General features: G+C 57.5%; 10 protein-coding genes. 3 read left to right on the top strand and 7 right to left on the bottom strand.

The window, feature by feature from the left end; all coding sequences use genetic code 11:
• Positions 1–337 precede the first annotated feature (337 nt).
• Together ASG35_RS11500 and ASG35_RS11495 are read right to left on the bottom strand one after the other, a co-directional pair.
• On the bottom strand, positions 338–1,141 hold the full coding sequence (locus ASG35_RS11500; protein WP_056356660.1) for a hypothetical protein: 804 nt from the start codon (positions 1,139–1,141) through the stop codon (positions 338–340).
• A 141-nt stretch (positions 1,142–1,282) separates the two neighbouring features.
• Entirely contained in the window at positions 1,283–2,503 is a 1,221-nt protein-coding gene (locus ASG35_RS11495; RefSeq protein WP_056356658.1) for a GNAT family N-acetyltransferase, read from the bottom strand.
• 751 nt (positions 2,504–3,254) lie between these two features.
• Between ASG35_RS11495 and ASG35_RS11490 the strand changes: the two genes are divergently transcribed.
• Together ASG35_RS11490 and ASG35_RS11485 are read left to right on the top strand one after the other, a co-directional pair.
• Positions 3,255–4,523, top strand: coding sequence for a tyrosinase family protein (locus ASG35_RS11490; RefSeq protein ID WP_235527513.1), 1,269 nt, complete (start codon positions 3,255–3,257; stop codon positions 4,521–4,523).
• A 176-nt stretch (positions 4,524–4,699) separates the two neighbouring features.
• On the top strand, positions 4,700–5,644 hold the full coding sequence (locus ASG35_RS11485) for a hypothetical protein (protein ID WP_056356654.1): 945 nt from the start codon (positions 4,700–4,702) through the stop codon (positions 5,642–5,644).
• Between the two features lie 147 nt (positions 5,645–5,791).
• Here the strand turns inward: ASG35_RS11485 and ASG35_RS11480 are convergent, their stop codons facing one another.
• The 4 genes from ASG35_RS11480 to ASG35_RS11465 all read right to left on the bottom strand — a co-directional run bounded on the left by ASG35_RS11480 (position 5,792) and on the right by ASG35_RS11465 (position 10,931).
• Positions 5,792–7,093 (bottom strand): MFS transporter, encoded by a 1,302-nt coding sequence (locus tag ASG35_RS11480; protein ID WP_082508324.1) that lies wholly within the window; start codon positions 7,091–7,093, stop codon positions 5,792–5,794.
• A complete protein-coding gene (locus tag ASG35_RS11475; RefSeq protein WP_235527536.1) occupies positions 7,090–7,560 on the bottom strand; it encodes a GAF domain-containing protein in 471 nt (156 codons plus the stop codon). Before ASG35_RS11475 ends, ASG35_RS11480 begins: the two co-directional genes overlap by 4 nt.
• Before the next feature lie 137 nt (positions 7,561–7,697).
• On the bottom strand, positions 7,698–9,107 hold the full coding sequence (locus tag ASG35_RS11470; RefSeq protein ID WP_056356649.1) for an MFS transporter: 1,410 nt from the start codon (positions 9,105–9,107) through the stop codon (positions 7,698–7,700).
• A 39-nt stretch (positions 9,108–9,146) separates the two neighbouring features.
• On the bottom strand, positions 9,147–10,931 hold the full coding sequence (locus tag ASG35_RS11465; RefSeq protein WP_056356647.1) for a gamma-glutamyltransferase family protein: 1,785 nt from the start codon (positions 10,929–10,931) through the stop codon (positions 9,147–9,149).
• Between the two features lie 191 nt (positions 10,932–11,122).
• On the opposite strand from ASG35_RS11465, the gene ASG35_RS11460 reads away from it, so the two are divergent.
• Positions 11,123–11,803: a FadR/GntR family transcriptional regulator gene (locus tag ASG35_RS11460; protein ID WP_056356645.1), complete on the top strand. Its 681-nt coding sequence runs from the start codon at positions 11,123–11,125 to the stop codon at positions 11,801–11,803.
• A gap of 79 nt (positions 11,804–11,882) precedes the next feature.
• Here ASG35_RS11460 and nudC read toward each other — a convergent pair whose 3' ends face one another.
• Positions 11,883–12,821, bottom strand: a complete 939-nt coding sequence (gene nudC, locus ASG35_RS11455) for an NAD(+) diphosphatase (protein WP_056356643.1) — start codon at positions 12,819–12,821, stop codon at positions 11,883–11,885.
• Between the last annotated feature and the right edge of the window lie 224 nt (positions 12,822–13,045).

Here is a 13,045-nt window from a genome sequence, read left to right as displayed (position 1 = left end):
AAAGGCAACTTAAGTAGATTTGCAGAGGTAATGTCCGCGAATAATATCGGACTGAATGCCTGACTCAAGCGCCAAGAGGTGGTAATTCGTAACCAAGCGTAACGCATCGAAATAGTGTAAGCGCGGGATCACGAAGACAGGAACCGGCTGAGAGGTCCGTGATTATTCACGGAGGCCTTATGTTCACAACGGAATAAGTCGCAAATTTGCGGCGCGAAAAATTATATCTTTTGCGATTTTTTGCTGCATTCCATTCCCGCTGTAGGGAGATCAGATCGCACGGCGCGCAGTGAAACCGATGTGAATCGCAATACTAAATGCTTAAGCGCTTATTAAATTAACGCGATGTCTTGGTATGCGAATCAGCCTTCCACCCATATTGTTTTATGGCTAGTTCCAGCGCGTCAGGATCGCGTGAATCTGAGAAGGCTGGCGTTTTGGTGGCTTGCTGCTCCGCATCTGCCCCAGATATCATCGGCGAAGAGCGCCGCGCGGCTGGGACGTTTGGCGCGTGGGAACCGGACGTGGGTGGCGACACGGTACGGTTGGGGCTGGGCACAAACGTGGCCTCCAACGGGTTTTCTTCTTGCATTGTCGATGCCGCCTGAGATCCCGAAACATGTTTATCGTCGAGCATGTTCTGGATCTCGTGCAGCGCTTTAGGGCTCATGTAGGCAACATTGGCGGGCTCGTCTGGCCGCGCATCGACTTGTTCTGTCTGCACCGCTGTAGCGACAGTTGGTCGTGTGTCATATGCAGGTTCATTTTCCAAGCTCGATGTTCCAAAGCGTAGATAAGTCAGGCCGCCCGCAATCAAGCCGACCGCACACGCTAACAGTAACGCGGCTTTCAGGCTTAGCGTACGCTGCCTGAAGGGTTGCGGCGAGGAGTAGGAACTCGCTTTGTATTTATGAAACTCCGGCGGAAGCGCTCCCGGTTTCAAATCCAGTGGAAGCTGCACATTCACGTTGCCACGCGGCAGCCGGTCCTCGGTATATTCCGCGCCGCGTTGATAGCTGATTTCCGCGAAGTTAAATGCGCCGCACAGATCGCAACATTGGTCATGACTTTGAATGCGGTTTCCGCAGCGGCGACACGTTGCGCTCGACTTCCAGGCCGAATACGACAGAGGTTTGCTCATACCAAAGTCCTCGACTATCAAGCGTGCTGGACACGACGCGACAGGCGGCCTGTGGGCTTCAAGATTCCACTGCGCGGCCACTGCCTCAAGTGCGCGTATCGAACGAACCAAGAGTTGCCAACGCTAAGAGCGTTATGAACATCAACAACGTTCGCGATCCCTAGTGCGCGTGGAACTCGCATCCTCCGTTGCATCAACGGTCTGCCGACTAAGCTTATCGAGCACGGCGGTTTGTAACGCTCCAAATCTTTCCAACGTCGTTCGTCGCATACGCATCGGTCGCTTGCCATCTTTCTCGACAAGTTCCTTGACGTTGAGCGCAACACGTCCCCATGTAGTCGCTGCAATCTGCGCGCTAGCAACGGTTACGGTGTTGCCACGACTCCAATACGCCTTGAAGCTTTCCGCGCCCACGCCGAAGTCGAAGTCGAAGTGATTGTCGAATGCCCACTTCACCATGTATTCGACAACCAGTTGTCCCGGGCTGAATTTCGCGAAACGCTCATCGAAGCCGGTGATGATGCCCTTGATGGATGATTGACCAATACCGATGATTGTCGTCACCAACGGCTCGCCGTTCAGCGTGATCAAGCAAAGCCGCGCGATTGGCCGCGATTCGTGGGTGTTCAAAAGTGCAACGAGAAAATCGAAATAGCTCGACGAATATAGCCATGCGCCTTTCTTGTCCACGCGTGAAGCCCATTCGCGTTTACGCAGGAGCGTCCATTCAACAAGCCTGGCGTTTTCTTCTGCGTCGAGCGGCGTGAGAACGCGGACGTTCACCGTACCTTGCTTGGCAAGCCGCCGTTCGAGCGCTCCAGGCTTTTTACCCGACAGGGTGCCTAGAGACCCGGCGTATGCAGCCCAGTCCGATTCTTTGGATAACCTGGCAACGGAAGCGGGATGCGCATCCCCGAATATGTGATATCGCTCTTTCGATACCAGATCATACATTTCGGTTTGGATGCCGAAATAGGGAAGCCTGACGACATCGGCCCCGCACTGCTTCGTTGCAGTGCGCCAGGCGAGCCTCGTCAGCGCCTGGTTGTCAGCGTCCGGTTCAATCAGAATGCTCGTGTATTCGGCAGCCTCGGGACCCAACGGACGCAGCACGCGCCACAATCCGCGAGCTGAGACCGCAAGCGGCCAGATCATGACAAGCCGGAAGTCTGCGTACGCAACAATGCACCGCAACTGGCTGCCACGCGGCTTCGCAATATTCAGCCAGCTCTGCCAGCACACCAGAAACGACTCGTGGTACTGACCGTTCGATCTCGTCCACAAATCTTCCCAGTCAGTTCGCAACGCGAGAAAGCGCTCCGCATCGCGGATAACCTCCACACGCAGATTTGCGTTGCGCATCTCCCTCTCCACTTGTTGGTATTCGCAGCAGCACGATGTGGCTGGCCCTCTTCGATCTCACGCTCGAGGCGCTAGTGAAGATCGACGTGGCCCCATGTAATTTGATTCTTTCCTCAAGAATATAACTGGCCTCGAACGCACGCAAACGAAAACACTTATGCATTCGAGACGGATATTTTTTGATTAGTGGTAACCCGGTTAAAGCAGGTGTTAATCCGTTTTTGAACTGAAGAAAAGCAAGGCGCGCAAACTTCGAACGTGCGTCTTAGCGACAACCATTTCCTAGTGAGAAAGCAAATATAAGTAGAAGCACTAATCGATCATCCAGTGGAACCGTATTAGCCGATTGCGTCACGGTGGTACGTCGCAAAAGTATATTCAGCCGATGGTGGTTTGGATGCGGCGTTATGTGAGCTTGCGCACGTAACGCAAGACATTGCTCAGTGCCTTCAGTAGGTGCTCGCCTATCGTGTACGTGGGGGCTATGAAGCGACGCAGAAGGGATCCGGCTAAAGCGATCCCTTGGTCACCATCCCGGAACTTCCCCAAACGCCTCTCCGACCCGAGGAGAATTTGCATGACAACCAATCCGTTTGATCGGCGCGCCTTCTTGAGAGGTTCCGCGTCTGCCGCTGCATTGATGTCACTTCCTCTACCATCCATAAGCGCAACCACCACGTCTATTCGTCTGGAGTGGCAAGCTTTTAAGACGACGCCACACTATGCGGCGTTTCTGAACGCAGTGAAACTGATGAAAGCCGTAACAGACGCAACCAAGCCGACCTCCTGGGCTTATTGGGTGAATGTGCACGTCAATTATTGTCCGCACACGGCTCCGTATTTTCTCGCTTGGCACAGGGGATACATCTACTACTTCGAACAGCAACTACGCGCTGTTTCCGGTGACAGCACGCTCACCTTGCCGTATTGGGATTACTTCACATATCCGACAATTCCCTCTGAATTCACGGATCCCGCCACCAGCAATCCGCTGTACGTCGCGGGGCGGGTCAACTCGAACGTTTATTCGGCGCTGACCATTGCGCCGTGGGCGAAGAACATCATCAACTTCCAACGAGGAACGTCGAACTCGTACGAAGCCCTCTTCGAATCGGCGCCTCATAACCCTGTCCATAATATTATCGGCGGATGGATGGCTGATATGCAGTCGCCAACCGATCCGATCTTTTATCTTCACCATGCCAATGTCGACCGGCTCTGGCACGCCTGGGCGCTTCAGCCTCCTACCATTCTGCCCGCGCAAAACAGTTCGTATTGGGCGGGGACGTTCAACTATGCGCCAGGCCTCACCATGGCGAGATCGAAAACGTATATGCCGTCGTTGCTCGGCTATGATTATTCGAACGATAAAGTTCCGACCTCGTTGCCCATGAATGCACAAGAAGGGCGCATCATCCGAGTCCAGGCGCAAACCGGTCGGATCCTCGCGCGGCCTGCGCTCGGCACCTTTGGAACGACCGCCGCGCGCTCCATCGCGACGAACCGGCGTTCGCTTGGCGGCGTCACGAATCTGATGCTCAACGAAAAGTCGGTCAGCGCGCGAATTCCGTTGCAGGCATCGGCTATGTCTTCGTTGCAAGATGCAATGTCGCCGAACGCGGCATCCGAGAACAATGCGCTCGCACCGAACGCCAAGGGCGCTACGAAGGCGTTCAAGTATCCAAGCATTGTTCTTGATAATGTCGCTGTGACCAACGCGGGGAAAGGCGGCGGGTATTACTACAATATCTACGTGAATCTTCCAGCAGCAGGCGATGCGGACGCTGACAGCCCCGGGCATTTCCTGGGCACGTTCGGGCCGTTCGAGGTGTCGAGTGCGGTCCATCATCACGGTGGTGTACTGATCTTGCCTGCGTCCGATGTTCTGCAGAATCTCGGTGTGACCAATCTTAGTGAGGTCGTAATTTCGATCGTGCGTGTGAACGGGCCGAATTCACCGTCGGGGCAGGTGTTGAGCGTCGGTGAAATGCGCCTGGAACTTTCGACCGATGCGCCTTAAAAACTTGGCGGTACATAGGCGGAGCTCGTTTTGTTTTTGGGCTCCGCCTGGTTTATCGGGCGCATCCCGCTGCGCTTGACTTGCCTCTCTTGGCTCCATGCTCATCAATTTTGCGTGCGAATGGAATAGAACGCACGCTTCGGCTGTTGTTCCGTAGTCGCGCCTGAAATGCTTGCATGCTGCGTCTCGCCCATCGTTCACGCGATGAAGGCGAGCGCGAGCACTATCGAAGCGATACGCGAAAATCCAAACCAAACCTTAGTAAGGAAATCGCCATGCCCGCTCCGAGCGAAGAAGAGGAGAATTTGATTTACTGGCGGACGTTCGAAGCCATGCCGCTCGGCACGCTCAAGCAAAGATCCCTCGTGTTCCGGCAGTTAGGCGCATCGAATGTCGGTGGCCCATGTATTGTCAAAGGTGACCGGCATATCGACGCCATAGGCCGCAACGGCAATAAGAATGTTGATGTATCAGTTGAATATGGCATAGGTACTGCTGTTTCGGCCTTGACGACTACACCGGGTGGTGACGGCGCGACCTACTGGTATCCGTACATTGAGAGCGGTGTCGGTGAATGCGATATTGGCTACGACGTGCGTATAGGCGCTACGGCGCTGACCGCCGGCATGAATGGTTGTTCGCTGCGAATCTACGTCAATCCAGGTCAAGGGCTGATCAAGTTCTGTCACGACAATAACGGACTCTATGCCAACGACGCTGCATACGCGGCCCAGGGATTTCAGCATCTGCAAAGTATTAACGCCGACAACGCTGCGCACAAAATGCGCGGGGATGCTTCGCAGAATATCAACGATTACTGGAAGCCCGAGTTGATCGCCCCAGCATCGGGCATCTTTTTTATCTGCAAGAAAACAGCGCCTTTGCAATGGACTATCTATCAGTCCGTTGCTATCGGGGAGCGCAAAGAGGTGAAGGTCGAGCGGTTTCTGCGACTTTCGAAGGCGGAGGTTATTTATCCGTTCAGAGGCCGGCAGAATCACAACGAGATCGTCGCTTTCGTAAATATCCCGCCGCGAACAACCGCAAAACCGTCACGCGCAAACACGACCGAAGATCTGCCGGAGAAGCGCGGCACGCCGCAGCGCAGGCAGACGAAATAGCGGGCGCGTGCATCAATGAAGCAAGTTGCGCCATTGAACGAGCGCCGCACGCGAGCGATTGCAATATGACCGAGGTATCGAAGCTCGCGCCTTACGCCAGGTTCAGACGTCATGGCATTCGCCTTGCGCGGCGACTTCGACTTTCGATCAACGTGCATCCAGCGCGTTCGCTGGTTTGGCCGTGTCCGTCAGATCGCGTTCAGGCAGCACATTGACGGGAACCGGCTCTTTCGCGCTTGCATCGTATAGGCGATCTGGAATGAATAACGTGCAGATACCGCTCATGAAAAACACCGCGCCGACAAAGAGAAAACCCACGCCAAACGATGACTGCGTGGCAATGTAGCCGATCACAACGGGCGCAGCGCCCGAGCAGAAGCGGCCTATGTTGTACGAACCGCCCACGGCGGTGCCGCGCACGTGCGTCGCGAAACTTTCCGACATGAACGCGCCCATCGCGCCGAGTGGAAATCCGTACAGGAAGCCGAAGAAAAGCATCAGCCAGACTATGTTTTCTCGCGTGTGGAACAGGACAATCACCGGCAGGAAAAGTGCCGCGCCCGTACAACCGAGCACGTACACTGCGCGCCGGCTCCATACATCGCCTAGCCATCCCGCGACGATCTTGCCCACGAACGCAACTACGTAAGTGCCGATCATGTAGCTTGCCATCGAGCCGAAGCGAACATGCAGCTCCTTCTCCAGATAGGTCGGCAGCCAGTTGTTCAAGCCGTAGAAACCCGATAACGCAAACACCGACGCGAGCGACCACAGCACGAACATGGTGCGGGCACGACGATCCGAAAAAATGAGGTAATAGCGGTTATCGCGCCAACGACGCGGGCCGCGTTGCCGCGCGATCTTGCTTGCACGCCATCCCGGCGGTTCGGGTACAAACCGGTAGATGACGAATGCGAGCAGAACCGGCACCGTCGCGATGTAAAACATCATTCGCCATCCGTAGACCGGGAGTATCCAGTTACTTAGCGCAATGACAACGATATAACCCGCCGACACGCCCGTCTGCAGCATGCCGAGTATCAGCGATCGTCGCGCGGTCGGCACGTACTCGGCGACCAGGGTAGTGACAAGCACCATGCAGCCAATACCAAGCGAACTGATGAAGCGCACCACGGCGAACTGCAGGAAACTGTGCGTGAACCCCAGCAAGCCCGCGCCCAACGAAAACAGCGCGAGCGCCCATACGACGACCCGCACGCGCCCCAGCGCGTCGCTGGCCCATCCGCCGAAAATTCCGCCCACCGCCATTCCAACGAGCGTCAGACTGCCAAGCGCGCCGGCCTCAACGTTGCTCAGCCCGAACTCGTTCTTGATGCGCGTGAGCGTGAGGCCGTACATCATCACGTCGGCTCCGTCGACCAGCAACGCGAGATAACCGAGCGCGAAGACAACGAGCCATCGCCGGGCTTCCCGCGACACCGGTTTCATGGTCGATTTCCCGATGAAATGCCATGGGCCAGGTTGATCAGCGCAGAAGCCAGGAACGAGCCGAGCAACAAGCCCGCATCTTCGTGCTCGCGCTTGTACCAGTGTTCGACGTGAGTCAGGTTCATGGTGCCGACACATCGACCATCGAACGCGATGGGTATGTTGAGAATCGATCCGAGGCCCAGCTCCGTCATCACCGTGTGATCGTCGAAGGCAGCGCGAATATCGTGCACCGTCTCTCCGCGAAACGGTTGAAGCTCTTGCAGGATTTGCATCGACCACGGCGTGCCGTGCTTTTTCTTGCGGCCGCCGTTCGGATATACGTCGGGCATGTTGGTAAAGACACGCTCCACTTCGTGTTCACGCGCGTCGTAAGCCATGATGGTGAAAAGGCGATAGCCGATCGTTTCCGCAGCGACGGCCGCAACCGCGCGAAATAGCGTCATCGGCTGGCCGGGTTGCCGCATGGCGCTTGAAAGCTGCTCGAGATCATGAATCTGTAGCGGACGTGTCACGTGCGGTTCGTTCCAATGTGAGATGTTTCGCAAGCACGAGTCATCAAGCTTGGCTAATTGTTCGGGTAACTAACGAGACAACCAACGCGTCAGCGGCGCAAGTCGATAGAAGCAAGTGCCCCGCGTCCCTCGCCTTCAATTGCGCCATTGACTTCGATGTCTTCGAGCGAACGGTTGCGTGTTTCGATGCCGAGGAAAAACACCACGCAAGCGCCCGCGAGCAGCACGGCGGTGGTCATGGCGAACACGCCGAAAAAGCCGAATGCCGGGTACACGAGGCCGACCAGAATCGGAGCGCTGACTGATCCTATTCGACCGAAAGACGACGACGAGCCGGTGCCCGTCGTGCGCACGGAGGTCGGGAAAATCTCGGGCGTATAGGCATAGACGCCGGCAAACGCGCCGTTCATGAAGAACGACAGGAAGATGCCGGCCGCAATGATCTCGGGACCCGTATGCGCCATTGAAAGGACGATGGCCGCAATGCCGCCCAGTGTCATGTACGAAGCGACCACGCCCTTGCGGCCGATCTTTTCGTTGAGCCACGCGGCCGAGAAATAGCCCGGAATCTGCGCACCATAGATAGCGATGGAAAAGCCGAAGCTCTTGGTCATCGTCAAGCCTTCCTTGAGTAGCAGGCTCGGGATCCATGAGAAGAACGAGTAGTAGGCGAACGCCACCGAGAACCACATCAGCCAACTTACCGCCGTTGTCTTGGCGAGCGGTCGCGACCAGAGCATCATCACGTTTTCGAGCGCGCCGCCGTTTCGCGGCGCGACTGTAGGGACGTTTTCAACTGCCGCAAGCGGGGCGAGCGCGATGCCACGACGTGAATACCACGTCTCGATCTCGTCCAGAACGCGACCGGCTTGCACGGTCTGCCCCTGGCTTTCCATCCATCGCGGCGATTCGGGGAGCGTCCGCCGCCACCAGAGCAGCATCACCACCGGAAGTGCGGTGATCACGGCAAGGTAGCGCCATCCATCCGGAAATGTGCGTACCACCGTGTAGCCGAGTATCGACGAGCTCAGATAGCCAAACGACATGAAGCCAACAAGCGCGCCGCAGAACATGCCGCGATACCGGCGAGGCACGAACTCGGCGAGAAACGGCGCGATCACCACCGTCTCGGCGCCTGAACCAAATCCCGCGGCAACCCGCCATGCAAAAAACACGTGCCAGTCATGTGCCGTTGCGCTGCCGAGCGAAGCGACGCAATAGATTGCAAGCGCGCTCATCATGATGCGGCGGCGGCCGATCACATCGGCGAGCACGCCTGAGAGAAAAGCGCCGAAGAAATAACCGATGTAGGTACTGCTCGCGACCAGTCCCGTCTGCGCGCTGCTGAGCTGCCACAGCTTGCTGACAACGGGCAGCAGGAACGCGAGCGACGACGAGTCGAGGCCATCGAACATGTAGCCCAGCCCGCCGATCAACAGCAATTTTCGATGAAAACCGGAAAGAGGCAGCCGTTCGAGTCGCGCGGCAATAGCAGACATGGTCGAGAGGTTCCAGAAAAGGGAAAGCGGGAATTCGCTTCAGCGCCCGATTGCATACGCCTGCATTTGGCGCGGTGTAGCCGCACCGCGCATCAGGCCATGGCGAATACCCACGGCGCACACACGCCCGAGTGTCCAGGGCTCCGCAATCGTGAGCTCGTGGCCGCGGGCCCGCAGTTCATCGAGTGTGGATTGCGGAAAGCTGCCCTCGGCGGACATCTTGCCGAGCGACATTTCACGTGGGTAGAACGAACCGGGAAAATGCGCGGTCTGGAACGAAGGCGAGTCAACCGCGGCCTGCAGGTTCATGCCGCCGTGCACATGCCGCAGGAAGAGCTGGACCGACCACTGATCCTGCTGGTCGCCGCCCGGCGTGCCGAATGCCGCATAGGGTTTGCCGTCGCGCGTCACGAGCGTGGGTGAAAGCGTTGTCCGGGGACGGCGTCCCGGACCGAGCGACGAAGGCAGGCCTTCCTCCATCCAGAACATCTGCCCGCGCGTGGTGATGTTGAAACCAAGGCCAGGCACTGCGGGCGATGCCTGCAGCCAGCCGCCCGAAGGTGTCGCCGACACCATGTTGCCCCACCGGTCCACGACATCGAGATGCACCGTGTCGCCGCGCAATTCGGGCAGCGGCGCGAAGGTCGGTTCGCCCTGTCCAAAACCACCGGGCTGCTGGCGTCCGGCATTGGCGAGAATAAGCGCTTTGCGTCTGGCGCTGTCGTTCAACTCCCCTGGCCGGAATTCGAACGATGCACGGCGCGGATCGATCTGGCGACGCCTTGCTTCGTTGTAGGTGTCGCTCAAAAGTATGTCCATTGGAACGTCGGAGAAGCGGGGGTCGCCGTAGAACACGTCCCGGTCGGCGAACGCGAGCTTGGCGCATTCAATCACCGTATGGACGAAATCCGGACCCAGAGGATCCATGCTCGCGAGATCAAAACCCTTGAGCAACGCAAGCTGCTGCAAGAACATGGGTCCTTGTCCCCATGGCCCGGTCTTGTGCACCTGGAATCCTTCATATTCGTACGAGAGCGCGTCTTCATACGTCGGCTCCCACCGCGCCAGGTCCGAGCCTTCGAGCAAGCCGCGGTTGCGCTGGCCCGACGTGTCGAGCACGTCTGTCGTACGGAAGTACTGATCGATCGCCTCGGCAACAAATCCGCGATAAAACACTTCACGCGCGCGCTCGCATTGTTCCGCCCGATCGCCGCTCGTGCCGGCCTCGCGCAAAATGCGCCGATAGGTCTCGGCGATCGCGGGATTGGCGAACAGATGATTGGGGCGGGGCGCCTCGCCGTTGCGAAGCCACTGCGCAGCGGATGTGTGCCATTCGGTGTTGAAGAAGTCCTGGATCGCGAGAATCGAGGACGCCATGCGCGGCAGCACCGGATAACCGTTCTCCGCATAGCCGATTGCATAGCTCATGACATCTTCGAGCGGCAATTGTCCGTAGTCGCGAAGCATCGTCATCCATCCGCCGAACGCGCCGGGAACGACAGCGGGCAACAGTCCGGTGCCCGGCATTACCGTGAGTCCGAGTTCGCGCATTCGCGCAATTGTCATGGTGGCGGGCGTCACGCCTTGACCGCAGAGCACGCGCACGCGGTCTTCTTTGGCGCTGTAGAACACGGCCGGCAACTCGCCGCCAGGGCCATTCAGATGCGGTTCGACGATCTGCAGCACGAAGCCTGCGGCGGCCGCCGCATCGAAGGCATTGCCGCCTTTTTCGAGGACAGCCATTGCAGATGCACTGGCGAGCCAGTGTGTCGATGCCACCATGCCGAAGGTGCCAATAAGCTCGGGTCGTGTCGTGAAAGCCATAAGACTTCTGTTTCCGGGATCAAGATCCAGCGGTGCGAACCAATGCACGATGGTTCAGTAAAACCGCGGATCCAATGTAATGAAGAACATTTAAGCGCGATTTTTTGCGAGATTACTGCACCGTTAATTTAGACGCAATGCTCTTGCGCGTGTTAATGTAATGAACCAATGAAAATTGGTTCAAAAAGCCTATGGAAAATCAGACACTCGACGCGGTGCTTGGCTATATCGTCAAACGCAATTTGCGGGACGGCGACGCGTTGCCGCCCGAAAGAGAACTCGCCGAAGCGCTCGGTATTAGCCGGCGCGAATTGCGCGGTGCGCTGGCGTCGTTGGAGGCGTCGGGAAGGGTATGGCGCGGTGTCGGACGCGGCACTTATCTCGGTTCACGGCCGCTGAAGTTCGCTACCTCCATGCGCAGCTTGCGCACAGGCTCGAGTCCTGCCGATATTGCCGAAATGCGGCTCATGATCGAGCCGGCGCTCGTTGAACTCGCCACGCGCAAGGCGAGCCCTGAGGATTTGGCCGAACTGGAGAAGTGCGCGAAGCGCAATGCCATTGCGAACGACGATCTCGAGTGGCAGCAATGGGATCATCGTTTTCATCTGCTTATTGCGCAGGCAACGCGAAATGCGGCGATCATCGCGCTCATGGAAGCCGTCAACGGCATGCGTGCAAAACCGAACCTGCGTGAAAAAACTGCCGATCAGGAAACGCGGCGGCACTTCGCCCAGCAGCATCTGGTTGTGGTCGATGCAATGATCGAGCGCGATGGCGAAACCGCTGCTGCACGTATGCGGGACCATCTGCTGCACGTGCAATGGCGAATGCCGGCACATCGGGGCGAGACACCGAACAAGCGCGACGCGTGAATAGTGAATAGCAGGCCCATGCCGTAACGCGCCGCGCGCTGGTGCCGTGACGATCAACGCCAAGGTTGAGGCGATGTGCTCAACTGCCGAGGACCGACGCCCCTTTATCAACGTAGGCCTTCAGCAGATGATGAGCGATAGCGAATGGCTTGGGCGCTGACAGGCCGCTTTCATGTGTTCCAGCGAGCATTGCCGCAGCCTCCTGGCGTGAGAACCACCGGGCGTCTTCGAGTTCGTTCGTATCGACCACAATGTGGGTATCGCTCGCCTGCGCGAAGCAGCCAATCATCAGCGATGAAGGAAAGGGCCATGGTTGCGATGCAAAGAAAACAACCTTCGCGCACGTCACATGTGCTTCTTCCATGACTTCGCGACCCACGGCGTCTTCCCAGGTCTCGCCCGGTTCGACAAAGCCGGCAAGCGCCGAGTACATTCCCGGCGCGAACTGGCGCTGGCGTCCGAGCAGGCATCGATCGCCATCGATCACGAGCATGATCACGACTGGATCGACGCGCGGAAAATGGCGCGCTTCGCATACATCGCAAATGCGTTGCCAGCCGGCCGCACCAATGCGGGTGGCCGCACCGCAGTTCGCGCAAAAAGAGTGGCGGCGATGCCAGTCGAGCATCGACTTCGCCTCAGCGAGTATTCCGAGCGTGGCATCGGTAACGAGTCCACGCGTCGCGATAGAGCGGAGGTCGATGCGTTCATGATCCGGATTTGCCGATGAATCCTGCGGCACGGGCGCGAAGCCGAGTGCGAAGCGTCCACTTCCGTCGCTTTCCTCTCCAAGGAACACGCTTTGAAGAGGATCGCCGAAAGCGGCGGTTTCGTTTGCAAGAAACCACGGGTCATATTCGCGGGCGCTTTTAAGCAACGGGACGTCGCCATTGAAGACGAGAAAGCGCGAAGCTGCGTCATTGCGCAGGCGCTCGATAAAGGAAGAATCGTCGCGTTTGTCGGAGCGGCGGTCGAGCGGGTTGCAGTTAAAGCCTATAGACGCGGAAAGGGCGGTCATCAATATGGCGATGGAAAGTGACGGTCAGAAAGTATGGCACGGCATGCGTTTGCATCGGGAATCGGCGCATTCACGGTTCTGAAAGGAAACTGACGAATCTGACGAGCCTACCTGCTTAGGGAAATTAATTCAGTGGATAATGAATAACTTTTTTTGGCGCGCCTTGCCAGTAGAGTCCAGTAAGGCTTTCCTAGGCTTTCCCTTGTGGCAGATACGACTTAGTC

This window comes from Burkholderia sp. Leaf177 (genome assembly GCF_001424345.1).
In the GTDB taxonomy this organism is placed as follows: Bacteria; Pseudomonadota; Gammaproteobacteria; order Burkholderiales; family Burkholderiaceae; genus Caballeronia.
Note: the sequence above shows the minus strand (reverse complement) of the source record. Positions and strands in the feature narration are given on the sequence as shown.